Here is a 26,337-nt window from a genome sequence, read left to right as displayed (position 1 = left end):
GATGTAACTGAGCATCGCCGATAAAAATCGTGAAAATTATATTCGAATATTAGAGATGCGTGTCAAGAAATACAAACGAGAATTAGAGCTCTATGAAAAAAAAGAAAAAGAACGATCTGACCAATCTGGAGAATCAGAGAGTATAGCTATTTTAGAAAAGCTATTAACTGAAAAAGAGGATGTGATAAATATATTGAATAAAGAAAATGAAATGGTAAAGAAGTTATATGAAGAAGCTGAAATAAATTTAAAGCAATTAACAAATCAAATAAATAGTATGAAAGTAGAATTGAAAGCTATTCAAAATGAGCTGCTAACACTACGTGATGAACAAACCATTAACATGAATAAGCCAATAGAAATTAATCACGCTCCAAGCAAACAGCCGAAAGCAGAGACAGATGAGCTCCTAGAATTAAAGCAACAATTAACAGACATCCAAAGCTTCATAATAAAAAATAACAATGCGGTTCCTCCTTCTATGAATCCCGTAAATTATGGAATAAGAAAATCATCGTATACATTCAGAGATTTGCAAAATGCATCTAGAATTAATATGACCTCAAATATGAATAATAATAAATCGCATAGCCCCAAATTTTCACCGCAAATGAACCAAAATACGAATGTCATCAATACGAATGTAACTAGCTTTAACAACTCCGTTAATCCTATAGCACCTGTTACTGAAACGAAGTCTGAAGACCACGGCAGTGAACGCCATGCTTCTGAGTCTTCCCAAGTAACTCAAAAAGAGAAAAATGTATTATCAGCCTTTTCCTTTTTGAAAAAAAAAAGTGAATGATCCTTTCAATTCCGTTTATTTATTAGTAAAGATCGGACAGGTTATAAAAATATTAGAAGCGTCTTGCATAGAAAAGTTAAAGAAGGACCTAGGCAACAAAAGCCAAGGTCCTTCTATTTATTCTTCTGTCATATGAAAGGTAATCTCATTTGCTGCAGCCTTAGCAAAACGTCGCGCTTCTTCTGCGGTCTCTCCTTTCGCAATTACATAAGCATATCGATGTCCCATTGAGTAGGGAGGGGTTAGCTTTGTTCCTTTTTTTGGCTTAATATATACTTCTACGACACCTTGAGATTTCCGTGCCCTTCCTTTTCCAGTTACCCGATCTAAAATTCCTTTTTTTGAAACAATAACATATTGCGTAAATACGTAATGTCGATGCTTCGGTATTAAGGATGGAGTTTCTCCCAAAAATAATTTCAGTGATTCTTCTACTAAGCTATATCCAAATGCAGCAAACAGCATTTTATTCATAGCTCCTCCAGAAACCCTTGGATTAATCTCAATTAGTTTCCAACCGTTTTTTGTTTTTCTTATTTCAAGATGTAGAGCTCCGTTCTTAATTTTGAAGGATGTAATGATTGAGTTTATTACTTCATCAATCTCACTCTTTAATGTGTTTGAGGTTTTTGCTAATACACTATAGCCAGTGATGATAAATCTTTTTCCTTTCGTAATTTCCTGTTTTATAATTCCAGCTATTAATGGTTTTTGATTATGGATAAGGACTTCTACTAAATATTGATCCCCTTCAACAAATTCCTCAACAATTACAGCTTCTTTTTCATTTTTCTCTTGTAGCTTCATCAGATGCTTTTTCAGCTGTTCCTTATTTTCTGCCAAAAATACATCTTTTGAACCAGTTGAAGTAGGGGATTTAACAATTAACGGAAAAGAACTCGGAAGTTGCTTTGCATTAAACTTTTCTTCTGGATTAATAATTGAAAATTTTGGGGTAAAGGAATGATTTTTAAGTGCTAATCTTGTTTCTTCTTTATTTTCCATAACATAAATAGCCTTTGAGGATCCGTAATTTTTACAGAATTCATCACATAAAATGGACGCTATATGCACATTAGCGTCCACAAAGCTAACAATACTCTTTATGTCATTCCCCCTTGACTTCAATTTATTTATTTCCTGTTTCATCTTATTAACATTTTGTGTATCAATCATAATCATTTCATGAACATCTGAATACTGCTCCCTTTGCTGAATTTGCTTCATATTATTAGTAAACAGCACAGTAAAATACCCCATTTTCTCTGCTGCTTTAACGGCTTCTCTACTGGAGCCTGATTTATTTGTACCAATAAAGATGATCGTTTTCAAAAGGTTCACTCCTAACATTTGATTCAATTAAATACCTAGTTATATGTTTATGACGTAAACAACCTTTTGTATAGACGTGTATCTTTACAAGAAAAAATCAAATTGCCCAATATTAACAAGTCAAAATCTAATTGCTCATGTTTCATTTTTGTACAAGCACAATGAAAAAAACTCCATATAATACAACAGAAAGGAGTGTAAACATTTATGAAGCCCCTCTTAGTTAGGCAGATAAGAACGATCATTGCCGGCAATTTAATCCAAGGGTCTGATGATGCAGTAGTACATTATGGAGCTTACCGACTAAAACAAATCAAACATCCAAATACTGTTTTTTTCTCTAAAAAAGTCATTTTCAATTGGGAAAAACTTCATCCTTACTTTCCATTAATCCTTGTAACGGAGCAGGCATTTAGCCCAAATGATCAATTAAGTAATTTGATTGTCATTAAAGTTAATAATGTAGAGGAGGCATTTTGGAAATTTGTCAAATATTATAGAAGCCTATTTCAAATTCCTGTTATCGCGATCACAGGAACTTCAGGAAAAACAACAACAAAAGAAATGATTCGACATATTCTCTCATTTGATAAAAACATTACGGCCACAAATAGCACAAATAATTCACGCACCGCACATTTACAATATCTTCTTAGTATTGATGAAAAAACTGAAGCTGCAGTTATTGAAACAGCTGTAGGAGCACCAGGAGACATTATAAAGGCTGGGGAATATTTCAAGCCTACCATTGGAATGATTACAAATATTGGAGAACATCACTTAAACTATTGTAGAACCCCAGAAATATATTTAAAAACAAAAGCGGAAATGGTAGATATATTAGACAACTCAAGTGTGCTTATTATTAATTCAGAAGATGAAAACACAAAAAAAATAGACTTGAGAAGATTTCGCGGAAAAATTATTGTTGTTGGTCAAAGTGCATCCTGTCATTTTAGAGCAAGCAATATTAAATACAGTCAAAATGGGATGAAGTTTGATGTTGAATTCGAGAAAAAAACATACTCTATGTTCATACCTGGGTTTGGGACCCACCAAGTGTATAATGCCCTTTTTGCCATTGCTGCAGTATCCGAAATCGGGTTAGATCTAAAGGAAATTGCGAATCGCCTTAAAACATTTCAAAATTTAAATAAGCATCTTCAATTATATGATGGGATAAATAGCTCGACTATTCTTGATGATACGTGGAGTATGACAACTACTTCACTTGAGGCAGCATTAAAAGTATTAAATGAAATAGGTAAAGGGAAAAAGAAAATTGCTATAGTAGGGACCATTACGGATGTGGGTGCTTGGGGGCAATTTATTCATGAACAAGCAGGGAAACTAATTTATGAGCAAGATGTAAATGTACTCATTACGATCGGCTACCACGCTCGCATCATGGCTCAACACGCGAAGAAGCTTGGTTCAAAGTCGGAAACTTATGTATTTAATAACAGTATTCGCGTCTATGACCTGATTAAAAAAATTGCAGATAAGAATACGATTATTCTGATTAAAGGAGATATGTACAGTAAACCTATTTTCGAATTAGCTGCTAAATTGCGCGAAGTCAAATAGGACAAACACAGTGGCTTTATTAAAAGACTTTCATATACTATTTCTATCTTTATATGAAAGGAGGGATAAATTAATATGGGCGTTATTTGTCCTTGTGGCGTTAATGTTCATGCTTTCAAGGAAAATCAGAAAGTAAAATTCGCTCAAAGATGCTTACCTATTAGTGGAAACTTAACGTATGAGGCCGATCTTTGTACAAGCACATTGGAAATCTCCACACTCTCATTAAAATATGAAGATAAAAAAACAGAAGGAGAAATTTATAGTTTCTTATTCACGGCGAATGCTTTCACTTCCATTTGTTGCAAACAAGAAGGATTGAGCTGTATCGTCACAGTAAAAGGAACTGGAATGATTAACAATACGCAATATTCCTTTGAAGCAATATTTATTGACAACCAAGCTCAAGATGAAGAAGACATCATCGAGAAATTCGTCATAAAGAAATATTTCCATCAAAATGGAATCGTATCCGTTCCGAATGGTTCCATCGCTGCAAAAGGCTGTCAGTAAATGAATGTTTTAATATGAAAGAACGCGAACACCCATTAGGAGGCTGGCAAAATTGAAGGCCAGTAGAGGCAGACTAAGTATATATCAACAATTAAAAACTGATGAATACATTTCAAAGCATCTATTAGAAACAACATTATTCTCAAAATCAAAACTGTTCTATTTTTTAAAGAAATATTCATCAGTTACTATCAAGCCTGCATTTGGACCGAGTAAGATTAGCATATTTTCGATAAATACTCGGTTTAAAATTGTTTCTGAAACGGGAGAATTAACCGCACTAAACAAAGAAAAAGTTTATGACTATTTAATCCAATATAAATTAAAGCAGACTCATTATATTATTCAGCCAAATATATTGTATTCTCAATCACATTCGAATCCTTTCCACTATTTGATTACCGCTCATCGACAAGCTCATTCCGCTGAATGGACGATCGTATCGAAAATAAAAAAAAACAACTCCCTTTTCCAACAAGAACTTTCTGAACCATTCATTCAAGTAATTCATCATCTTTCCATCTTGACAGCCGAAAAATTAAGTAATAGCTATCCTGATTGCAATACAATCGTGTTCGAAATAAACACTATCCACGAATGTATTTGGATTCAGGATATCGTTTTACATTTACCGATTAGTAAATGGAGCCAATTTCATTCACTTAATACAGCTACAACACTTTCTCCCTATCTTCCTGCAACGAAACTATTAACCCATAGTACAATGTATGAATTTCTAAATCAATTTAAAGAAGTCATTATTAAACCTTGTCAAGGGCAACAAGGGACTGGCATTGTTCAGATTACAAAAATTGATTCCGTCACATTCGAAATTCATGCTGGAAGAAACAAAAAAACGATAGTAAGCTTTGCCGAAACCTATCAGTATATACAAAAAATCTATCTATTTAAAAAGGATTATCTAATTCAGCCAAAATTACTTTTAGCTACTATAAATAATTGTCCGATGGATGTTAGAATCCTTATGCAAAAAAGGAGAAAGTTATGGATGATAACAGGAGAAATCGTAAAAGTTGCAGCAAACGACTTCATCATTACAAATGCAGCCCAAAAGCTCCTGTCAATTATGAACGCTCTACAAGCTTCGAACATTGCTCATCTCAATAAAAAAATGCTTAAAGCTAAAATTGAAAGTATTTGTTTAACTGCTGCGAAGGTGCTTGAAAATACAAAACAAGGAATCACAATCATTGGATTTGATGTAGGAATTACACTTAATGGAGAGATTTGGATTATCGAAGGGAATTATCAGCCAGATCTCTCTATGTTTTTTCGAGCTAATGATAAAACAATCTATATGAATCTATCGAAAGAAAGCAAATCTTAATGAAAGGAGGTGATATAGATGGGTGTTATGTGCCCTTGTGGCGTTATTGTCCGTAATCCATTAAATCCTAATAATGAGGCGGTTTCAAATAATAATAACGTACAATTTGAAGGTCAAACGGGGACAATAACTGGAAATATATTTTATAAAGCAAGAATTTGCGTAACAACACTCGAATCTTCAACTCTAACATTAAGATTTCAAGACACAGAAACGCCTAATCTTAATAACTTCACGTTTACCGCCAATGCGATCACTTCTGTTATATGTAAGCCAGAAGGACAAAACTGCAGTATTACTGTAACAGGTACTGGAATCGTAAATGGAATGCAATTTCCTTTTGAAGCTATTTTTAGAGATCAAGTTGGCCAAGGTGAAGTTGATGAAGTCCAAGCTTTTGAAATCACTGGATTCTTTAACCAAACTGGCGCCGCTCCAATTGATCAAGGCTCCATTATTGCCTTAGGCTGTCAAGAAGTTTAATAGCTTGAAACTCTCGGTTAATTCTGTCGAGAGTTTTCATTATTTAATTCATAAAATCAAAATGAATGATTACCCAAACAATGTGAATTTCACTTTCATACAATATGAAAGAAGAAAGGAGGAATCGTATTGCAGCCTTTATTAGTTAAAGATATTCGAATTCTGCTGCATGGCGAATTAATTTGCGGCTCAGAACTTTGGAAAGTATCAAATGCCATTTATTATAAACGACATGAGTTTAACAAAAAAAATACGCTTCTATTTGTAAGTAAACACGAGATGATCGATTGGAATGAAATTAATCAAAAGGGGCCCTCCCTTGTCATTACCGATATTCCTTCCTCAAATCTTAATAAAACACTTCAAAATACGACAATCATAAGGGTTCAAAGTTTAGTTCAAGCTTATTGGAAGTTCATTGAGTATTACCGTAATCTTTTTAATATCCCTGTCGTCACGATTACAGGAACATGTGGAAAAACAACAACAAAAGAAATGATTAAGCATATGTTAACTAAACAACTAAATGTCCATGCTTCTGAAAGCAGCAAAAATGAGCCAAGAAGGTCATTTCCATATTTAATGGGGATTGATAAAAACACGGATGCCGCTGTATTTGAGCACGGATTGGGGAATTCCGGTAATATTAAACATCAATGCATGATTTACCAGCCAACGATCGGGATAATTACAACCATTGGTGTTCACCATTTAGATGGTTGTAAAAATTTAAATGGGTATATTAAAGCGAAAGCAGAAATTGTTGATGGTATTAAACAAGGTGGAACACTAATCCTAAATGCCGATGATAAAAATACGAAAAAAATCTCCCTTAGTTCGTTTAAGGGAAAAATTATTTATTTTGGCTTGGACAACAAGGCTGATTTCAGAGCTTCCGACATTATGTTTGTAGAAAAAGGAATGAGCTTCCTCCTACATGTAGGCAATAAAAAATATAATGTATTCGTACCTGGGTATGGGGAGCATCAAGTTTTCAATGCACTTGCAGCACTTGCTGCTATAAACGAAATTGGCATAAATATAGAGAAAGCAATATCTCGTCTAGCAACCTTTCAGAATATGACTAGGCATCTTGAGTTTACGAAAGGGATTAAAGGAAGCACGCTTATTGATGACACATGGACAAATAACCCGACATCTGTTGAAGCCGCATTAAAGGTTCTTGATTCTATTGGCAAGGGCAAAAAAGTTATTCTTATTTTAGGTGATATTAAACGATTAGGTAATTTTGAAAAGCAATACCACCGTGAAATAGGCAGCTTCGTTGCGAAAAGAAAAATCCATACTCTAATAACAATCGGGAGCAAGGCAGAAGAAATTGCGAGACAAGCTATTGCTGACGGAACAAAAGCAAATGTTCATTCCTTTAAAGATGTGAAAGGCGTACATGAGATTTTAGATCCCCTCCTTGATAATAATACCATTCTACTTATTAAAGGTCCTATGTCTAGCCGCTCAATGATTGACTTTGCGAATGGTTTAAAAGTGAATAAGTAAAGAAACACAATTTTTTGTTGATAGAAAGCTTTTTTCAATACTAAATGTACTATTTTTCTAGATATATTGTCGATTTTCTGGATTTTTCGGTCACTTTCTCGAATTTATCGGCTAATTTTCAATTTTATCGGTCACTTTCAGGGTTTATCGGCCAATTCAATGTTTTTGCATATTAGAGTAAGTAAAAGGCAGTTCATAATCAACAAGTGAATTATGAACTGCCCCTTTTAATTAAAAGACACGTTTTGCTGTAATATAATGCTGCTTATAATAATCTACTAAAAGCACGCGTGTTTGAATACCAGAAGATGTTGGGACAATAATTCGTTGATCGCCAGCATAAATCGCTACTAATGATGGAGTGCTAGATCCCTTTACACTGTTAAAGAAGACTAAATCACCCTTTTTCAAGTTTGCTTTTGATACGGTTGTGCCTCGCTTCATTAGTTCTTTCACACTTGTTGTACCTAAATTTACGCTATTCTTTTTAAAGATGTAATTAACAAAGCCTGTGCTCGTAAACTTCAATGACGCTTCATTATTTACACTGCCCATTTTCGCTTTTTTCATTAAATCATAGGATAGTCCAACAATTTTATCCCCTTTTGTTGATGGGTTTGCCGGGAGCAATGTTGGCAATACTCGTCGTGCCGTAATATAACTGTCTTTATAATATGGCTTACTATTTAAATCAGAAATGACAATATTTTGTTTAGGGTCTGCCATATGAATCACTTTATTATCACCGATATACATGGCAACATGATTTGGAACCGAACCTCCTTTACTATCAAAGAAAAGAAGATCCCCTTTTTGCAATTGGCTTCTTGGGACATAAGTCCCTTGCTTCATCATGTAATCTTCATTATATGTAGCAAGATCCACTCCATTTTTTTCAAAGATATACATAAGGAAAGTGGCACATGAAAATTTATATGGGTATGTTGACTTGTACACCGTATTGCTGTATGTTGCTTTCCCTATTAAGCTTTTAGCTGTTTGAATTAATTGATTTGCCTTCGCTTCGACTGCTGCTTGATTATTATAAGCATTTACTGTAGCGGCTTGCGCCTCAATCGGATTCATCAAAGCTGGAACTGCTCCTATTGAGCTAAAACCAAGTGTGACTGCTAATGTAGTTGTAACTAATATTTTTTTCATCTGTTACCTCCTGCTGTTTTTATGGTATGGTCCGATTATAACAAACAAGCAAAGGCTTCAATTGATGCAAAATATTCCATTACAGTTTGTTACAGGGGTGAAGTATTATCACTACTGGGTTTTGCTGATTTCTTTACAGTTTGTTTACACGAAGAAAAATAGAAAAACGAAGCGTTTTGCCAAGTTCTTTTGGCAAATGCTTCGTTTTATAATGAATAATAATTCTACTTTTAAACGCGGCTCATACTGTCATTTACATTTTATGATCTTGGCTGTGCTTTCATCCCTGTAAGATGTGCTTCGAACATATCAATTATGGCAAGAAATCTTTCAGCCTCACGGAAAACATGATCGGCTAGTAATGGATGGATAATACTTTTAATCTTACATTCTTCTATTAAATCTCTAGCTGTTTTCTTAAAATCTTTCAAAGATGCAACTGAGACACGATTTTGATCTAAAAATTGATCTAGGAGAGGGACTGTTTGGGACTGTGGCTTCATTCCTTCTAAATCGACAGCTTGGAAAACTAACTGATCAAAATCATTGCTAAAATTGCGCGCCATATCAACAAGCTTTCTCTCTGACGGATCAAGAAGATGACCAATAAATTTAGCATGATCGGCCATTATTCTCAAAAAGAAAACATTCTCTTTAATAATCGCATCTGCAAGTGGTTTTAATTTTCCTTCATTTAATTCAATTAAACGTTTTCTGAAATAATTTGCTTCCCGACTAATATGGTCAACTAAAAGAGGAAAATTATTTGCACCTGGTAATTGACAGGTGAGGATTAAGCCGAGAACCTTTCGTTTAAAAGCAAATATCCCTGTTGCTGCTTGTTGAACCTCTGAATTGAATCTTCTTATTTGCTCGGGATCTGTTTGGTTTGTGAAGGAATGCGATTTTTGTTCAATTTGCTCAAATAAATGATAATACTGATTCGCTTCCTGAATTAATTGTGTATCATCACATCTAAAACCTAGGCGTAGAAATAGGGAATGCTCTTTCATTATTCTTGACCAAAAGCGGATTTCATCCAATGACCGCGCTACAAACATTCCTCCTGATGCCCCTACATTTTGTACTCTCTCGTTGCTATCCACTGTTTTCCCCCCTGAAAAAATATTCATCTATATTAGGTTATTATCGTTGGTGATAGAAAATGCTACGAGAGGATACAAAAAGATGTTTGGAGCTGTGATTCTTTCACTACTTCAAACATCTTTCAACGAATTATTCATATTCAGTTTTTCGATAATTCTCCAAATCCTTCTCCAAATACATCGCGAACATCATGTATGGCAACAAAGGCATTTTTATCTGCTTCTTTCACAATTCTCTTCAATTTCACAATTTCTTGACTGCTTATCACAATATACAAAATATCCTTATGTGTTTTTGTATAGTAGCCACTCCCTTCGTATACAGTTACTCCTCTATTCATTTTTTCATTTACTTGCTGTGCTATTTTGTCCGGCTCCTGTGATATGATCGTCACTGCTTTTTTTGAGTTAAAGCCTTCTATTATGAATTCCATTACTTTCGTCGCGATATAAAGCATCATAATCGTCAGCATCAATTTTTCAGCACCGATAATAAAGTACGATGAGAAAACGACAATTAAATCGAAAAACAATAATCCGTAGCTTATGCTCCAGCCAAGATATTTATTTGTAATTCTCGCTAAAATAGTCGTGCCTGCTGTTGTACCACCAACACGGATAATTAAACCTATGCCCATCCCGACAAAGACGCCACCAAAAATCGCATTGATAATGATTTCATCTGATGAAATCGTCCAGCCCTCTGTTAAATGCAGAAACAAGGAATTAAGGATGACGGCAATGACCGTATAAATCGTTGTCATTTTACTTAAAAATTTATAGCCAACAATTAATAAAAATGCATTAAGAACTAAGTTTACTAATCCCGGCGACCACTTATAGAGGTAGTAGGCAATAATCGTTATCCCCGTAACACCGCCTTCTCCAAGCTCGTTGGGAATAATATACAAATTAACCCCTAATGCAAAAAGCAAAGCACCAATTGTGATAAAACTAAGATCAACTATCCTTTTTTTCATTCCAAAACATCCTCATCCTTTCAAATATATATATATTTATCATTTTTTGATAGCCATTACAACACATATCTTTTTAAACTTCTGTAGGGTTCAATAAAAAAATCTATTTTAATCTTATATATCGATAATATAAATAAGAATTTATAGTTTTTTTCGATACAAGAGAAGTTCTAGTCATTTTCGTGATAAATGTCATTCCCGCTAATAAAACGATCATGATACTAATTAATTGTTTGCAAATTGGATAAGGAGAGGAAATTTAGTATGAGTAATCGAAAAACGGTCATTTTAACTTATGGAGCGCTATGTATTACGATGAATGTCGTGCTTGGGACGGTTATTTCCGCTTTGAAAATCCCACTATTATTTCTTGATACGATCGGAACGGTTTTAATGGCTGTCTTGTTTGGTCCTTGGTGGGGGGCACTAACAGGCTTATTAACGAATGTTGTTTTAGGTATGACAACGAGCCCTACAGCTATTTTCTTTGGTTTAGTCAATGTCGCCATCGCAATTGTCGTTGGATTTATGGCAAGAAGATTTAATTTTTCTAAATGGTATATTGCACTCATAACAGGCTTAATTCTATCAATTGTTGCACCACTTATTGGAACACCCATTGCAGTTGCGCTCTTCGAGGGATTAAATGGAAGTGGCTTTGATGTAGTTGTCTTATGGCTAAGAGCATCTGGTGAAACTGTTTTTGCTTCTACTTTTATTTCTAGAATTACAGGGAATATTGTCGATAAAATTACTACTTGCTTACTTGTTATGTTTATCATTGTTAAGCTGCCAATTTTCCAAAAAGTATATAAAGGAAAACATCACCATGCTGCGTAATAAAAGAATCCTTCTTGTTTCCCATTGCATCATGAACCAAAACACTGTTATTGAAGGAGAGGCACGGAGCTTAGGAGCCATTTCATCAGCAGTCGATTGGATTCAAACTGAAGGCTTAGGAGTCCTTCAGCTGCCATGCCCTGAATTCACTTTTCTTGGACTTGATCGGCCACCCATGACATACGAAGAATATGATCATGAAAAATATCGTTTGCATTGCCGAAAAATTTTACAGCCCATTATCGAACAATTAATGGAATACAAAAGATGCGGATATGAAATAACAGGCATTCTTGGAATTCAAAGCAGCCCTTCCTGTGACATGACAAGAGGTGTTTTTATGGAAGAACTGAAGAAACTTCTACTGGAACAGCAAATTCCAATTGAAACTCAATGGTTTCTACCCGATCAACAAGAACCGATCTTTAATCATAAAGAACATTCAATCAAATAAAGGACAAGGGAGCAGATCCCTTGTCCCTATTTTAGTTTCATATTTCCTCACTTACAGCTGCTTTTCTCATCTGTTCTTCTTCCCAGCCTTTACAAACATCAATCCATTGCTTAGCGTATGAATATTCAAACACTTCATTGCATGTTAACTCGATAGCTGAATTTGCACTTCCACATGCAGGAAAAACCGTTTTAAAGCGCTGCAAAGATACATCTAAATAAACATCCAATTCATTGGCCAATCCAAATGGACAAACACCCCCAACTGCATGTCCCGTTTGCTCTAAAACCTCTTCTGGTGACAGCATCCGCGCCTTTAGATTAAACATTTGGCGAAACTTTTTATTATCAATTTTTGCATCGCCAGCTGCAACAACTAAGATCGCTTTGTCATCCTCACCCCGAAAGGATAAAGTTTTGGCAATCCGAGCTGGAATCACGCCGATGGCAATTGCCGCTAGTTCTACTGTCGCACTTGAAACATCAAACTCCATTATATCTTTATCTCGATTCCACTGTTTAAAATGCGTTTTCACATTCTCCAACGACATCCTCTTCATCCTTTCATTATCATTATTATTGAGATAATATCATTTCTTAATCATAATAGGCAAAATAAATTCTTTTGAAATCTAAATCCCTATTACATGAATTATTCGTCTAGGTCAAGAGTCCTGCCCCCCTTGTCCCAAAATTCTCAATATACTATAATAATAGTAACGGCAAACCAATTGAAAAATTGGGACGCAAAGCCACAGGTCTAAGGCAAAATATTGCTAGGATGGCTGGGTTACCGTATTAATTCTGCAAAGAATTATATCGTAAAGGAGAGATTCAATATGTTCAAGAAAGGTTTTTTTGTCGTTCCATTTTTATTTACACTTCTATTTACACTAAGCTCACATACTTCTGCAAAAGAGCTTGATCCTCATGAAGTAACTTATCAAAATCTCTTAGATGCTATTACTAGTTACAAAAGCACGGCTACTTTTCCCTCTCAATCTATTTCCTATAAGGATGTTGGTTCGATCATAAATGAAGTTCTTGCTGATCATCCTGAAATCTTTTATTTTCAGCATGACGGAACAAAAATCTATTCCGATGGCAAAATTGAACTGAAATATAAATATTCTACTAGTAAAATAAACGAAATGGTAAAAAATCAAGATGCTAAAATAAATAGTATTCTTAAAGATACGATAAAATCAGGTTTCTCTGATTTTGATAAAGTGAAAGCAATTCATGATTATATTATCTTGCATACTGCCTATGACTGGGAAAATTATAATCAAAACAAAGTGCCTGAAGCTTCGTATACTCCATATGGACTGTTAATGAATGGCATGGCTGTCTGTGAAGGCTATTCCAAAACAATGAAACTATTACTAGAAAAAGTCGGAATTGAAACCCACTATGTTACTGGCAAGGCCAAAGAAGGGGATCATGCATGGAATTTAGTCAAAGTGGATGGAAAATATTTCTATATTGATACTACTTGGGATGATCCCGTTCCGAATAGAGCTGGAGAGATAAGCTATCAATATTTTCTTGTTCCTGCTTCTGTTCTAAAAAAAGATCATACATGGAATGAGAAACTGTATCCTGAAGCAAAGAGCAATAAATACGCGTATTTTCAAGAATTCTTTTCAGTTAAAGAATTAAACTCGTATTACTACTACTCAAACAGCAAGGATCAAAATAAGCTATACCGAATGAAAAAAGATGGCAGCGGGAAAACAAAATTACTTAATGTGAGCTCACCATATTTTGTCGTTACGAATCAAGCTATTTATTTTAGTAACTATTCAAATGGAGGCTACTTATATCGCTCGAATATCGACGGTTCGAAGCAAAAGCAGCTCAATAAAATTCACTCTATCGATCTTTATATTGAAAACAATAAACTCAATTATACGAATAAAACTACAGGTGCAAAAGGTTCACTGAAAATATCTTAATCTACTAACTATATAAGTGAAACACAAAAGTGAGGCTGTCCGATAAGTGCCTGGCTCTCTCCTCACAACACAATATATAGAGTAGCTTTTACTACTTTTTATCTATATAAAGTGTTGGAGGTGCCAGGCTCTTTGTTTTCGGACAGCCTCACTCTTTTTTATGAAATGGCTTTTCTTCGTTTAAATATCATCCAAATTCCAATAAGAATGAATGTAAGCCCTGCTAATGGTAAAGCAGCATTTGCTTCTTCCCCTGTTTGCGGCAATACATTTGTTGACTGTTTGCCTGGTTTGTTTTGTTTGTTTGGATCTCCTAGGCCAGCTGTATTACCCGGATTATTTGCATGATCGCTATTCGGGTTGCCAGCATTATTCGGATCTCCCGGATTATTTGAATTGCCTGTGCCATTTGGATTACCCGGATTATTTGGGTCTCCTGGCTTATTCGGATTCCCTGGATTATTCGGGTCTCCTGGCTTTTCTGACGGCTCTCCTGGTTTACCTGGCTCACCTGGTTTACCTGGCTCCCCTGGTTTTTCTGTTGGTTCACCTGGTTTTCCCGGTTCTCCTGGCTTTTCTGTTGGTTCACCTGGTTTTCCCGGTTCTCCTGGCTTTTCTGTCGGCTCTCCTGGTTTGCCTGGTTCTCCTGGTTTACCTGGTTCTTCTGGTTCCCCTGGTCCTCCTGGATTTCCTGGTCGATAATTTTTAACGGTGACCGTTTTTTCCACTTCATCAAGCTTCACCGAAATATTCTCAGAAGACTTCTGAATGACATAGCCTGCAGGTGCTTTTATTTCTTTCAGTTTGTAATTGTCGTAAGGCAAGTTTTCGAAAATCACTTTCCCATCTTTGTCAGATGTTTTGGTAGCAATTTTCTCATCTTTATTATTATAAAGCTCGAATTCTGCACCTTCTAGCGGTTTATTAGTAGAACCATCTACTTTAACAACGACTAGATTACCATTTCCTCTCTCATTGTCCTTTTCTACTTTTACAATAGCCGTTTGATTAGCGACAATTGTAAAAGCTACTGGGTTCTTATCTAATAAGTAATGTCTGGTGCTTTTGTTTCGATAAATTGATAATCGCCTGGCTCTAAGTTATTAATGATTATCTTTCCATCTTCATTCGTCATATGTGTACTTACTTTAACAAAATCTCCATTATCTTCACGCTGAAGCTCAAATTCTGCTCCTTGTAAGAAAAGAGTCTTGTCATCTTTGTCTAGTTTAGTTAACTCGACTGCTTGATGGATTTTTGCATTTTTGATTGTTACTGAAGTTACTTTATCTTTCGTAATTTTCGGATCCCCTACATTGACTATCAGTGGATTCGTACTATCAATTCCAACAACATATCCTTCTGGCGCTTTATCTTCTTTTAATACATATTCACCGTAAAGGAGCTTATCAAATTTAACTTTTCCGTCAGTACCTGTCGTTAATGTTTTAATAATTACCCCAGTTGTTTCATCAATTAATGTGAATGTCGCACCTTCTAGGAACTTTTCGGAATCGTTAGCATCAACCTTATTTACTTCAAGACTCCCAACTTCACCAGTTCCTGTTCCAAGTCCTGTCGTCCTTTTTACCGTTAGTGTTGATTTTGATTGTGTTACTTCAGTCGTAATTTGGTCTCCAGTAAAATGAATTTCATTATTAACCGTATCACCAACTTTTGCTAAAATAAGAGATTGATATTCTAAAATATATGGTTTGTCAATCTCTCCTTTGAAAGCAAGCTCAAAACCATCATTAATAAACTCAAGTGTATAATCTTCACCTTGCTTTAATTCAAGGCTTTTCGTTACTGTTCCATTCTTTGCTACAGTTGTTGAGTAAAGATGGAAGGATTGTTCTAGAAGCAATTGGTTCTCACTAGGCTTGTCGATGACTTTCGCATTTGACACTTTTGATTGTCCGAAGTTGATATTAACCGCCCAATCAATAATTTTCCCTTTTTGCTCCCCAGATTTCCCCGTATACTTTCCTCCATTTGGAACCGAAACACTTGCATTTAAGTCTGTAACTTTTTCTGTATCATTGTATAAAGTTGCCTTATTAGCATACTTATCAACAATCAGTTGATCCTTAAGGCTTGTCTGATACTCGATTAAATAAGCTGAATCAATTTCTTTCAGAAAGTTGACTTTAAAGCCCGGCTGACCTGTCGGATTCCAGACAACTTCATAATCACTATTTTCAACTGCCTCTTCCTGCTTGGTACCATTTGCTCCACCAGTTAAAATCATCTTGAACACTTTTAAGGAATTTTTATCCATTACTTGATCGCCTTGAATTTCATCCACTACAGAAGCTTTTTCAAGCGTTTTTAGATTATAGTTAATTCCTATATTCCATGTAATTTCCTTTGTTACAGCATTGTATGAACCATTTTTGAAGCCGTTTGCCTGTGTGTAAGTATCTGGTGTAAATGTAGCAGTAGATTCTTTGGACTTTGTTGAGTTACTTTCATCCATCCATGTCATACTTGCTTTATTGTTTAAAAAGTTTGTACTCTTATCATCTCGAAGATCATAATTAAAGTTTGTCTGATACTCGATATAGTGTGGTTTATCTATGTCATTTAAAAACTCAATTTCAAAACCATTTTCACCTTTATTCGTAAACTTATAATCTGTACCTTCTACTAGCTCTTTGCCTTGAGAAGTGATTTTTAAAGTTTCAGGAATTAATGTAAGACCCTTATTTGGAAATGTATCGACTAGCTTCACATTTTTCATTAAGTAGCTGTCAACATTGAAAGAAATGCCCCAAGTTGTCGTTTTCTTTCCATAATCCGTTTTTGGATAGTCTTTGAAATTAGATTTGTAAAGGATTTGCTGATAAATATCCCTTGTACCTGTCGTCTTTTCTATCCCTACTGCTTCAACTTCATTCGTTATTGTTACTCCATCAAATACACGATTGATGGCTTTCGTTTTGTAAGTAATTTTATACGCTTCTTCTATATCTTGATTGAATTGAAGCTCGAAACCGTTTTGATTGCCTTTAGATTTCTGTGTCACTGTATAATTCGAAACCACTACACCTGGGCCACTTTCTTTCCCATCAGCATCAATCGTTATTTTCCTTACTTCAATGGAATTGTCAACAAGCTCCTGCGTATTATTAAAGTAGTCCTTTAATAAAGCATTTGCTTTTACAATCGACTTTTCGTTGTAATTGTATTTGATCTCCCATGTAATTGTTTGTTTTGCTTCATCATAATGTGCTGATGTTTTTGCTAAGGCAACTCCACGTTTCACACCTACTGAAGCAGTTGCTTCTTTACTCGTAAAACCAGCACCTGATAAAATCGCTTTATTATCAAACTTTGTTCCATTTTGATCGGTAATCTCTGTTGTGTAAACAACACGATAAGCGGTAGAAATATCATTTTCAAAGCTGATTTCGAAATCTTGACCATCAGTCTTCCCAATAGTAAATCCAGTTGTTAGCTCGTCTCCTAATGTAACACTTCCATCTAATCTCGTAATCAACTTATAAACCTTTATTGATCCTGCTCGCAATTCTTGACCGTTTTGAATAGGGTCGCTTAATACTGCATTTTTGATTGTTTCTAAGCTTTTATTGAAATTAACTGTCCACTCAATTGTTTCTGTATTATACGCTCTGTTCGGAATCCCATTTTTATCAATGGTTGAACCGTTAGGATGAAAAATAATCGGAATATTTTTAGAGACTCCATCTTGAATGGGTGTGACTTTAACAATTTTGTCTTCTGTTACAACGACTGTTTCACTAATTTTTGATAGAACTTCCATCGTACCGCTTATATTGGAGTGATTTTCAATGAAATCATTAAAAATAACCGTTACTTGTCCATTTTTATTTACAGTGAACGTTCCTAAAGTATCAGCACCAAATTTAAGCGGTTCATTTGTTACCTCTTCATATACTTTAAGCTCAGGTGGCAAATTGAATTTAAATGTTGCACCAGCTTTGTAACCATGACCATCTTCAAGAGCCCATTTATAGTTCACTGCAATAATCGACTCTCGGTCAACACCAGTAATTGGATTTCCGTTCTTATCCTCGAAGCTTAATACAGCATCAGTTAAAATATTTTTCGTTATTTCTGTACTAGCTGCTTGCATAGTCGCTTTCGTTTGCTTTTTTACATCTGTTTCTTTTTCTAATTCTGTTTTACCTTCTTCTATTTCTGCTTTGTTTCCTTCTGTTGCTTCTGTTTCATCTTCAGTTTTTGTTGCTTCTTCTTCAATCTGTTTTTCTGCAGCTATTGCTTTAACAGCAAGAAACTCCAAACTCCCCACACCACTTACTGTTTTTCCTGGTAAAATCGTAACAGTAATCGTGCCATCAAGAGATGCTTTATAAGAACCAATCTTTTCTCCATCGATTGTTAAATCTCCGGATTGCTCAGCTTCCAATTTCACTTCGGATGGAAGATGAAATGTATAGATCTCCTCAGTTTCTTTTTCACCTGCTGTAAACAGCCAATTAAACTTTACTTTTACTTTCGTTTCGTCAGCTGCACCTGCATCAATTTGTGCCTCGCCTAATGTAAATGATTGGCTGCTAACATCTGTATTTGCACTTGCTTGCAATGATCCAAGAAAACTATTTAATACTAATAGAACCATTAACGTAATAATACTTAACTTTTTCATAGAAACCTCCTTACTATCCACCATTCTGCTTAAGCTTTGCTTGGACGATGAGCCGATCTTCCGGATTTTTTTTGCCAATTGGTGTACATGTAACTAAAGTAAGATATGGTTCCTTTTTATCTGAAAGAACTCCTACTTCTGTACGGTTAACAACAGAAGTTTTGACAATGACAAATTCATATTTACCCGTTTTTGTTTCAATTTCAATTTCATCATATGACTCTAACTCATCTAATCGATTAAATTGTTTTCCATAAACAATTCCACGATGTCCTGCTAGCCCGACATTATGAACCCCGAATTCCTTTTCCGGTTCAATTATGCCTGTTCCTTTACTTAAAGATGTTTCCTCTACACCTTCAAAAATGAGCATTTCCAAATCGATTTTTGGAATCCGGATAACTCCTCTTGCTCCATCTAAAATCTGTAGCTGGTTATCGTTTACTTGTAGTTCTGTCATTTGTGCAGCATTTTCTTGTAAATTTTCATCACCTAGTTGCTGAAAAGCTTGAATAAGCTTTTCTTGTCGTACATCTGATGCTTCTTTTTCAATTTGAGGATAAAAAACCAAAATCAAACCTACAATGACGGAAACAAGGCCAGCTACAAGACGTAAATGAAAAACTCTCTTCCAGTCTATGTTTTGGATCATCTCCCCTCCTATCTCTTCTCTCTCTATCAAGTTTAAAAATAGGCTAAGTAATAGTATTTCTAGTAAATTTAGTGCCATTGTAATAGCTGTAAAGAAATACCTAATTTAGTTTATATTTTCATACTGAACAACTTCTGAACAAAAAAAGCTCTCAAAAATTGATTTTCATCAATTTCGAGAGCATATATCCTTCGTTAGCACTATAAATAATGTCAAATTAGGCCTAACCTAACAATATTCCTTATCACAAACTAGTACGTGTAGATTAGTTCAATGTAAATAGCTTAATACTGGGAAAACAGCTCTTTTATAATAAAGTATGACTGCTTAAGCCGTTCCTCATATTGAGGCAAGTCCCAATTTTCCCATGAATATCCTTTCAGCTTGTCTAAATGATGGCTATTCATGACAGGGAAAGTATCGATCACTTTATCTTTTTCATTAAAATAAAGTGCACCAATATAGATTTCATCGACAATTGTGCTTGCGTTCATCCCATTTTCATATATATCTCCAATAAACTCCTTTTGGCTTGGGTCCTTTGCTTGAATTAATAGCCATGGAATTCTTATTTCTAGTAGTCCTTGCTTATCTAGATAATAATCAGCTAATGAGTCATAGTTCTTTGCAGCAGGATTTCCATTTCCTTCTTTAAGCTTTCCTGTTTCATAAGCGCTGAAAGGGAGAGTAGTGCCTTGTTGTGGCAGAGCTAGCTCTTTGTTTAATGCATATTCGATCGGTTTGAAATTTCCACTGTTCTTCTCAGACTTTATCGGGTCGACTTGAAGAAGCTTCAATTCATAGCCATATTGAAACGTAAAAAAGTCATAGTAATTGTCAATCAATACGCGGGATTCTTTCTCATCAAAATTAACGATGAAATCAATCCCATCTTCAAAGGTTAGATCATCATTGCCACTCATAAAGTGATTTCCTTGATTCGGAACGATATTTAATAGCAGCATTGGATAGCCTTTTGTTTTCTTTTCCATATCGAGACGAATGTATAAATAACGTTCATCATGATCAACATATAAGGCTTTTAAATCTCCCGCTTGCTTTTCATAAAGTGGTCCGTTCTTCCAATCATCTACATGGCCATCTACTTTAATTTTATGACGATCAAAGCTTAACAAACCGAATTGCTGTTCATTCGTTTGTGCATTTGACCAAAATGGACGTCGATTCGGGTTATCGTAATCCATCGTATTCCATGTTCGTTTAAACCATTCATCCTGCCATGTAAAAATTAGTCCGCCTAATAGTTTTTCTGCGGTAATGTCTTCAAATAGGCGGCTGACAATTTCCCCTTGCTCCTGCTCAGATAAATAGCCTTGATTCCAACCGAAAGGATTTTCGTGCGTTAATCCACGAGAGCCTGGCACACCGAACTCAGCAACTAAAATGGGTGTTCGATGAACCTCATGCAATTCTTTTAAATATGCGGCATAACTATTATGCTCACCACGATGGTCAACAAACTTTTGATAGGAATCTTCAAAATTAAAAAAGTCAGGATAGTACGGGTAAATATGATAGGAAGCGAATTGCTGCGTTTTATTCGCTTCTCCTTTTGTATAAATGACATTCGGATCGACACTAACTAAATCCTCGTCCTTATTTGGCTCTGCCGGATGATCCAAAATATCAGTCGTCACCCAATTCGTAAAGCTCATCGGGCGAATCCAATTGTAATGGTCCCATTCATATTTTGTAATCGCATCCATTTGTAATGCCAGCCAATGCTCGAATGCCGTTGCATTTTTCGTTTCGAAAAATGTTCCTTTATAATCGCCTATATTAGCATAGACTTCATTCGTATTCAGCACCATATGGGGGTACCACTCGATCCCAAGAATCCAACCAATTACATACTCAGATATGTCAGCGCGATATACACCAGAAGCATGACCAGGCTTAGCTTCAACAATTTTGTTACCGTGAATGACATCAACCATTTGCTTCATTTCATTTTGAAAATCAGCCATCGTTTCTTCATTGAAGGCTTCCTTCGTTTCTTCTAATGCTTCCTCATTAATCCATACACCATGGAACACATAAATTTTTTCCTCATGTGTTTCATTATAACGCTTTAAGGCATTATAAAATCCTGGTGGATGGAGTGTATATACACGAATAGTATTCGCATTCATTTTCCCAATATCTTCAAACCATCGATAATAATCCTCTTCTGTAATCGCCGCTTCTCCAGGAAAATGGCCTGGCTTCGCCATCCCAATATTGACACCTTTAATCGTCATTTTTGTCCATTTTCCGTCTTTTAAAATTTCAAACGAATCATTTTCAATCCGTGCATTGTATTTCAATCCAGTTGCTGAAGCCTTCTTCTCCTCTTGTTGCGGTTCAGAAAATTTCTCCAAAATCGTTTGTACCATTGGCACATACACCGACCAATAAAAAGCATGATCCGAAAACTTTTGTGCATATTTATAGAATGTTGCTAACCCACTCAATTGAAAAAACTTTGGAGCTCCCGCAATATCATTATAATCTCCTGCAAAATAATAGCTTTCTGCTGCACCATGCTCACTCGTTAGCACTGCGGCAAAGCTCTGAGGAATCCCATGCTCTTGTAGTAATCTTTTGCCTTCCTTCGTTAAATCCCAATCATAATTAGCCAGCACTGTTGATGTACTTTTCGGCTCAACAATATCAAACCAATATTTATAAACGGTGCTATCAGCTATGCGAAAGAGCTTCTTCCCCTCCTCCGTAAATGAGAGCTTAATGCCTTTACTCGTTACATGCTTGTCCAACTCTAGCACGACAACTTCATAGCTGAAGTCATTCACTAGCAGAAAGCCCTCACCGCTATATGACCATGATTCACCAAATTCATCCATGATCCATTTCGGAATTTCCGTATTTTTCTTTGGATCTAATTCATTGAAATAACGTCCTGTCCAACCTGACCAATCAACTCCTAAATAATCGGTGACACTCTCCCTTACACTTTCCTTCGTAGGAGAAGCAAATGTATTGTATTCAGCAATAAGCAGGCTTTTTTTCTTTTGATTTAGGCGATCAACAATCGCAGACCATTCGTTTGCCTCAAGCCCGCCATATATTTTCCCTGATCGTGCACCTTCACGAGACTTCTCAATCCATGGAAAATCCTCTTCATATACTCCGTAAGTATCAGCTAAATAAATCACATCATATCTATCATAGTTTTCCGGAAGAGTACGAATCTCATAGTCTTTCTCTTTCATCTTTGGAACAAAGCCGAAGTAATCCACATTCGATTGGTATTGTTTTTTTTCGTTATTATCATATTTAAAATGATTTAATAACCAAGTAATCCCTAAATGTTCCCGATACGTTTCATCTGGAACTGTTTTATCGATAATCGCCATTTGCAGCTTCTTCTCTGGCTCAATAGCCCATATAATTATTGGTAATAGTACAATTAATAGTAAACAGATTCCATAGATATAGAAGCGTTTCATGATGACATTCCTCTCTTGGAAAGCCCTGCTCGCTGCATATTGCCCCATTCCCTCTTTCTAAACATAAAGCGAATAATTCCTTCACATCTCCATAATAAAGTTAAAGGCTTATACCAGAAGATTTCTAACAAAGCTAATATGAGTAGGCGAAATACTTCACGGATTTTCGGATATTTATTCATACTCCATGCCTCCAATAAAATGGAAGCTGCAGAAAAAACAGACCCATACAAGACGAACAGTAAAATTAATAAAATTGCGAACTCAAAATAAATATCTCCGAGGAAATAAGCAATAACAATATACACATATCCGCCCAATTCAATAATTGGACCAAAACACTCAACAAGCCAGAAATAAGGGAAAGCAATCATTCCGATTCCCCCATATTTCGGATTAAACGTCATTTTTTTATGCGTCCATAAACTTTCAATTAAGCCTTGATGCCATCGTCTACGCTGTTTTCTTAAAACAGCAAAATTTTGCGGCGCCTCTGTCCAGCATACTGGATCTGGAACAAACTCAATTCTTTTCTTAAGCTTCCTCTCCTTAAGCATGCGGTGGAGTTTAACAACTAATTCCATATCCTCACCAATCACATCCTGCGAATAGCCGCCTGCTTCCACAGCCCATTTTTTCGAGAACACACTAAAGGCACCTGAAATAATCAGAATTAAATTAAATTTGCTTAACGCAATTCTTCCCATCAGGAATGCACGCAAATATTCGACAACCTGCATGGCCACAAGGTAATTTTTTGACAGCCCTGTTTCAAAAATGGCACCGAGCTTAACATTAAGCCCATTCGCAATGCGAATATTTCCACCTGCCGCAATCACTTCTTCATTTGATAAAATAATCGGCTTCATCACTCGTAACAGGGCATTTTCTTCTAGGATAGAATCCCCGTCAATGGAACAAAAATAAGGATATTTAGCAATGTTAATCCCTACATTTAACGCATCCGCTTTGCCGCCATTATCCTTTTCAACTAAAAACAAATTAGGGTGAATTTCAGATTGGAATATTTGCCTAATTGGTTTCGCTGTTATTTGCGTTCTCACTGTTTTATTTATCCACTTCATTTTGAATTGCTCAATAACAGTTTGCTGAGTAAGGTCTGTCGAACCATCGTTTACAACAATAATTTCAGTCTGTGGATAGCGCAGACTAATTAATGAATGAATGCTGTCAATAATGCCAACTTCTTCATTATAGGCAGGAACGATAATCGAAACAGGCTTCGTATAGATCACATCAATATAATCTTCATCAAGCTCCTCTTTATCGAGTAAATATTGCTTTCTTAATCGCGCAATCGCAAAGACTAGCATACTGCTATATATCAAAATCACAATGACCATATAGAAAAAAATGAAGCCCCCGAAAAACTGCATGAAAAAATTTAATATTGTATTCATTCTATATGACGCCCCTTCTCCAGCACCTCATATGCAGCATCGATTGCATATGGATCTGTTGCTGTTTCTATAAAGGACTGCAACCTTATCTTCCCATCCTTGCCGCTTCCGATTGTTTTCGCTGCATGTGAACGGACCCACCATGATTCGTCTTGCAGCAGCTTTTGCAATATTGGAAATGTATTAGAGAGCGGTAAATTCCCCAATAACTTCGCAACCATTAATCTTTCCTCCCAAATAGGCGAGGAAGCAAAAGGTAAATACTTGTCCATTTTTTCAATATAGCCAATTTGCACAATCGCTTTCAATGCCCGAATACGAATCTCAGCATTTTCATGCTCTAACCGTGATTCTAAAAAGGGCAGATACTCTGCATCCCGTTTGACACCTAATAGGTCAATAATTGAATATTGACATGACAAAGGTAATTCTTCCATACACTTCATCAGTTTTTGGAGAGTTCGATTATTTACACTAATAAGCAGTTTTTTAAATTCATATTCAGAAAAGGTTGCTGATAAGTTTAGAACTTTATTCAAAAGCCGCTCTGGCTGAAGCAAGGAGTAGATTTTCAATAGTTGAAAGCTTTCTTCTTTTGATAACCGCCTTTCTTCAAGCTTTACACATTCATGACTAAGACTTGTCATCTGGAAATCAATAATTCGATATAATGCGTTCATTCTTACACTCCATCTTCTATGTGTAAGCAGCTTTTGATAATGCAGCTTTAAATATTGATTCGCAAACCGTTTAATTTTTTCTTGAATTTCCTCATTGGATATATTCTTTAAATAGGCAAGAAAAATTTCTTCTACCCCAGCAATTTCATATATATTTTTTGGAATAAATTCAGGCGCGAATTCGATTGTACCGCGGAAATAGCGATACCATTTGTCTTCTGTTGCATTCATATAGCTCTCTTTTTGCTTTGTATGAAAACCTTCCACTATGCGCTTATAGGCCATATACATACTAAAGGCAATTAGCATAATCATTAGCGAAATAATTACCCTTATCAATATGTTAATAGAGATAATCATTATGACCATAGCCTTTCAAATGTTCTTTTTATTTGTGCTTCAAATAATCGTAAATTAAATGGTTTAATTAAATAATGATCAACCCCATTTTCATAAGCATAAATCATATCCTCCTCAGACTTTCTCTTCGTCATCATAAAAATATGGAATCGCTCATGATTAGGGAGCTTTTGTATCCTATGCAAAATGTCTAAACCATTTTTTCGCGGGAGAATATCATTCATGATGATAATATGAGTATGGCTAGAGGTAAACCACTCTGTTTGAAGAAATTCATAACCATCTTGAAATGCTTTGATTACGAGATTGAAATGTTTGACTGCTAAGTTTTCTAAAGATGAATGAAGGACTTGACGAAAAATCTCATTTTCCTCAATAATGCTAATTTTTATTTTTTCCGGTTCTTTTTCTTTATGTTCTACGATATATTCAACTTTCCATGCACCTTTTTTACGAGAAGCGAGCAGTGCTCTTTGCCCATTAAGGATTAATTGCTCTAACTCTACCTTTCCATTCCCTATTTCAGCAATACTTGCAGAAAAGGCTATTTCATATTTTTCAAATAGTGGAATATTCTTGTTGCTTCTAGCTGCAGAGATCCTTTGGAAAAAGGCATTAGCCTCTTCTTCTCCGCTTAGTGCTAAGAAAATGCACCATTCCAATCGTCGGTTTGGTAATTTGTATAAAACATCTGTTTGTCTAGTCATCTTTTGTAAAAATCCGGTTATTCCCTTTTCTGCTTCATTGACATCATCTTCATTAAAAACGACTTCGTCAAAAACAGTAAGAAAGATAGCCGTAATGGTCGTACGAGAGCGAACAACATTCGCTTTTAAGACATTAAAAAATGCCTTCATTTGTCTTTCATTAAACGAGTTTTCAGTCGGTTGAACATAATCCTTTTTTGCATGATTGTTATTCATATTTTTCACCTATCATTTTTTTGTTAGAAAACCCTATGTTCATATTACTATTTTTATACGAAACAACTAAAATAAACAACATCTAAACATTAG

Annotated in this window: 21 protein-coding genes and 1 riboswitch; of the genes, 9 read left to right on the top strand and 12 right to left on the bottom strand. The window is 35.5% G+C overall.

Going from position 1 to position 26,337, the window contains the following annotated elements:
• The first annotated feature begins 55 nt into the window (after positions 1-55).
• Positions 56-805, top strand: a complete 750-nt coding sequence (locus KDN24_RS03135) for a hypothetical protein (RefSeq protein ID WP_409975241.1) — start codon at positions 56-58, stop codon at positions 803-805.
• Between the two features lie 117 nt (positions 806-922).
• Here the strand turns inward: KDN24_RS03135 and KDN24_RS03130 are convergent, their stop codons facing one another.
• A complete protein-coding gene (locus KDN24_RS03130; RefSeq protein WP_409975429.1) occupies positions 923-2,146 on the bottom strand; it encodes an ATP-grasp domain-containing protein in 1,224 nt (407 codons plus the stop codon).
• Between the two features lie 198 nt (positions 2,147-2,344).
• On the opposite strand from KDN24_RS03130, the gene KDN24_RS03125 reads away from it, so the two are divergent.
• From KDN24_RS03125 to KDN24_RS03105, 5 genes are all read left to right on the top strand, one after another.
• Positions 2,345-3,724 (top strand): Mur ligase family protein, encoded by a 1,380-nt coding sequence (locus KDN24_RS03125; protein WP_409975240.1) that lies wholly within the window; start codon positions 2,345-2,347, stop codon positions 3,722-3,724.
• 75 nt (positions 3,725-3,799) lie between these two features.
• Positions 3,800-4,237 (top strand): hypothetical protein, encoded by a 438-nt coding sequence (locus KDN24_RS03120; protein WP_409975239.1) that lies wholly within the window; start codon positions 3,800-3,802, stop codon positions 4,235-4,237.
• A 52-nt stretch (positions 4,238-4,289) separates the two neighbouring features.
• Positions 4,290-5,585, top strand: a complete 1,296-nt coding sequence (locus tag KDN24_RS03115) for a YheC/YheD family protein (protein ID WP_491348292.1) — start codon at positions 4,290-4,292, stop codon at positions 5,583-5,585.
• Between the two features lie 18 nt (positions 5,586-5,603).
• A complete protein-coding gene (locus KDN24_RS03110; protein ID WP_491348291.1) occupies positions 5,604-6,068 on the top strand; it encodes a hypothetical protein in 465 nt (154 codons plus the stop codon).
• Between the two features lie 129 nt (positions 6,069-6,197).
• The gene (locus KDN24_RS03105; protein WP_409975237.1) at positions 6,198-7,586 is read left to right on the top strand and encodes a Mur ligase family protein; all 1,389 of its coding nucleotides are present in this window, start codon (positions 6,198-6,200) and stop codon (positions 7,584-7,586) included.
• A 231-nt stretch (positions 7,587-7,817) separates the two neighbouring features.
• Here KDN24_RS03105 and KDN24_RS03100 read toward each other — a convergent pair whose 3' ends face one another.
• The 3 genes from KDN24_RS03100 to KDN24_RS03090 all read right to left on the bottom strand — a co-directional run bounded on the left by KDN24_RS03100 (position 7,818) and on the right by KDN24_RS03090 (position 10,833).
• Positions 7,818-8,747, bottom strand: a complete 930-nt coding sequence (locus KDN24_RS03100; protein ID WP_409975236.1) for a C40 family peptidase — start codon at positions 8,745-8,747, stop codon at positions 7,818-7,820.
• Positions 8,748-9,007: 260 nt separating this feature from the next.
• Positions 9,008-9,808, bottom strand: a complete 801-nt coding sequence (locus KDN24_RS03095; RefSeq protein WP_409975428.1) for a DUF2935 domain-containing protein — start codon at positions 9,806-9,808, stop codon at positions 9,008-9,010.
• Positions 9,809-9,993: 185 nt separating this feature from the next.
• Positions 9,994-10,833: a YitT family protein gene (locus KDN24_RS03090; protein WP_409975235.1), complete on the bottom strand. Its 840-nt coding sequence runs from the start codon at positions 10,831-10,833 to the stop codon at positions 9,994-9,996.
• A 264-nt stretch (positions 10,834-11,097) separates the two neighbouring features.
• Here KDN24_RS03090 and KDN24_RS03085 point away from each other — a divergent pair, with 264 nt between their 5' ends.
• Entirely contained in the window at positions 11,098-11,673 is a 576-nt protein-coding gene (locus KDN24_RS03085; protein ID WP_409975234.1) for a CD3073 family putative ECF transporter S component, read from the top strand.
• Positions 11,663-12,127: a CD3072 family TudS-related putative desulfidase gene (locus tag KDN24_RS03080; protein ID WP_409975233.1), complete on the top strand. Its 465-nt coding sequence runs from the start codon at positions 11,663-11,665 to the stop codon at positions 12,125-12,127. Before KDN24_RS03085 ends, KDN24_RS03080 begins: the two co-directional genes overlap by 11 nt.
• 37 nt (positions 12,128-12,164) lie before the next feature.
• On the opposite strand, the gene KDN24_RS03075 is transcribed toward KDN24_RS03080, so the two are convergent.
• On the bottom strand, positions 12,165-12,677 hold the full coding sequence (locus KDN24_RS03075) for a YbaK/EbsC family protein (RefSeq protein ID WP_409975232.1): 513 nt from the start codon (positions 12,675-12,677) through the stop codon (positions 12,165-12,167).
• Positions 12,678-12,837: 160 nt separating this feature from the next.
• A riboswitch (cyclic di-GMP riboswitch) is annotated at positions 12,838-12,924 on the top strand.
• Positions 12,925-12,965: 41 nt separating this feature from the next.
• On the opposite strand from KDN24_RS03075, the gene KDN24_RS03070 reads away from it, so the two are divergent.
• Positions 12,966-14,084, top strand: coding sequence for a transglutaminase domain-containing protein (locus KDN24_RS03070; protein ID WP_409975231.1), 1,119 nt, complete (start codon positions 12,966-12,968; stop codon positions 14,082-14,084).
• Positions 14,085-14,242: 158 nt separating this feature from the next.
• On the opposite strand, the gene KDN24_RS03065 is transcribed toward KDN24_RS03070, so the two are convergent.
• The 7 genes from KDN24_RS03065 to KDN24_RS03035 all read right to left on the bottom strand — a co-directional run bounded on the left by KDN24_RS03065 (position 14,243) and on the right by KDN24_RS03035 (position 26,244).
• Positions 14,243-15,082 (bottom strand): SpaA isopeptide-forming pilin-related protein, encoded by an 840-nt coding sequence (locus KDN24_RS03065; protein ID WP_491348458.1) that lies wholly within the window; start codon positions 15,080-15,082, stop codon positions 14,243-14,245.
• Positions 15,083-15,126: 44 nt separating this feature from the next.
• Positions 15,127-18,738 carry a collagen binding domain-containing protein gene (locus tag KDN24_RS03060; RefSeq protein WP_409975230.1) on the bottom strand — a complete coding sequence of 1,204 codons (3,612 nt, stop codon included), beginning with the start codon at positions 18,736-18,738 and terminating at the stop codon, positions 15,127-15,129.
• A 13-nt stretch (positions 18,739-18,751) separates the two neighbouring features.
• Positions 18,752-19,390, bottom strand: coding sequence for a class D sortase (locus tag KDN24_RS03055; protein ID WP_491348290.1), 639 nt, complete (start codon positions 19,388-19,390; stop codon positions 18,752-18,754).
• A 284-nt stretch (positions 19,391-19,674) separates the two neighbouring features.
• Positions 19,675-22,860: a hypothetical protein gene (locus tag KDN24_RS03050; RefSeq protein WP_409975228.1), complete on the bottom strand. Its 3,186-nt coding sequence runs from the start codon at positions 22,858-22,860 to the stop codon at positions 19,675-19,677.
• Positions 22,857-24,281: a glycosyltransferase family 2 protein gene (locus KDN24_RS03045; protein WP_409975227.1), complete on the bottom strand. Its 1,425-nt coding sequence runs from the start codon at positions 24,279-24,281 to the stop codon at positions 22,857-22,859. The genes KDN24_RS03050 and KDN24_RS03045 overlap by 4 nt, the downstream gene beginning before the upstream one ends.
• Complete coding sequence (locus tag KDN24_RS03040) at positions 24,278-25,276, bottom strand: HEAT repeat domain-containing protein (protein ID WP_409975226.1); 999 nt, start codon at positions 25,274-25,276, stop codon at positions 24,278-24,280. The genes KDN24_RS03045 and KDN24_RS03040 overlap by 4 nt, the downstream gene beginning before the upstream one ends.
• A 44-nt stretch (positions 25,277-25,320) precedes the next feature.
• Positions 25,321-26,244, bottom strand: coding sequence for a response regulator (locus KDN24_RS03035; protein WP_409975225.1), 924 nt, complete (start codon positions 26,242-26,244; stop codon positions 25,321-25,323).
• Positions 26,245-26,337: the final 93 nt, after the last annotated feature.

This window comes from Cytobacillus sp. Bva_UNVM-123, assembly GCF_046351715.2.
Lineage (GTDB): Bacteria > Bacillota > Bacilli > Bacillales > Cytobacillaceae > Cytobacillus.
The sequence above is the reverse complement of the archived record's forward strand: the minus strand, read 5'-3'. Positions and strand labels throughout refer to the sequence as shown.

Coding starts and splice junctions, on each gene's coding strand:
- KDN24_RS03135 (WP_409975241.1), top strand. CDS start 56: ATGCGTGTCAAGAAATACAAACGAGAATTAGAGCTCTATGAAAAAAAA.
- KDN24_RS03125 (WP_409975240.1), top strand. CDS start 2,345: ATGAAGCCCCTCTTAGTTAGGCAGATAAGAACGATCATTGCCGGCAAT.
- KDN24_RS03120 (WP_409975239.1), top strand. CDS start 3,800: ATGGGCGTTATTTGTCCTTGTGGCGTTAATGTTCATGCTTTCAAGGAA.
- KDN24_RS03110 (WP_491348291.1), top strand. CDS start 5,604: ATGGGTGTTATGTGCCCTTGTGGCGTTATTGTCCGTAATCCATTAAAT.
- KDN24_RS03100 (WP_409975236.1), bottom strand. CDS start 8,747: ATGAAAAAAATATTAGTTACAACTACATTAGCAGTCACACTTGGTTTT.
- KDN24_RS03095 (WP_409975428.1), bottom strand. CDS start 9,808: ATGTTTGTAGCGCGGTCATTGGATGAAATCCGCTTTTGGTCAAGAATA.
- KDN24_RS03090 (WP_409975235.1), bottom strand. CDS start 10,833: ATGAAAAAAAGGATAGTTGATCTTAGTTTTATCACAATTGGTGCTTTG.
- KDN24_RS03085 (WP_409975234.1), top strand. CDS start 11,098: ATGAGTAATCGAAAAACGGTCATTTTAACTTATGGAGCGCTATGTATT.
- KDN24_RS03080 (WP_409975233.1), top strand. CDS start 11,663: ATGCTGCGTAATAAAAGAATCCTTCTTGTTTCCCATTGCATCATGAAC.
- KDN24_RS03075 (WP_409975232.1), bottom strand. CDS start 12,677: ATGTCGTTGGAGAATGTGAAAACGCATTTTAAACAGTGGAATCGAGAT.
- KDN24_RS03070 (WP_409975231.1), top strand. CDS start 12,966: ATGTTCAAGAAAGGTTTTTTTGTCGTTCCATTTTTATTTACACTTCTA.
- KDN24_RS03060 (WP_409975230.1), bottom strand. CDS start 18,738: ATGAAAAAGTTAAGTATTATTACGTTAATGGTTCTATTAGTATTAAAT.
- KDN24_RS03055 (WP_491348290.1), bottom strand. CDS start 19,390: ATGATCCAAAACATAGACTGGAAGAGAGTTTTTCATTTACGTCTTGTA.
- KDN24_RS03050 (WP_409975228.1), bottom strand. CDS start 22,860: ATGAAACGCTTCTATATCTATGGAATCTGTTTACTATTAATTGTACTA.
- KDN24_RS03045 (WP_409975227.1), bottom strand. CDS start 24,281: ATGAATACAATATTAAATTTTTTCATGCAGTTTTTCGGGGGCTTCATT.
- KDN24_RS03040 (WP_409975226.1), bottom strand. CDS start 25,276: ATGATTATGCTAATTGCCTTTAGTATGTATATGGCCTATAAGCGCATA.
- KDN24_RS03035 (WP_409975225.1), bottom strand. CDS start 26,244: ATGAATAACAATCATGCAAAAAAGGATTATGTTCAACCGACTGAAAAC.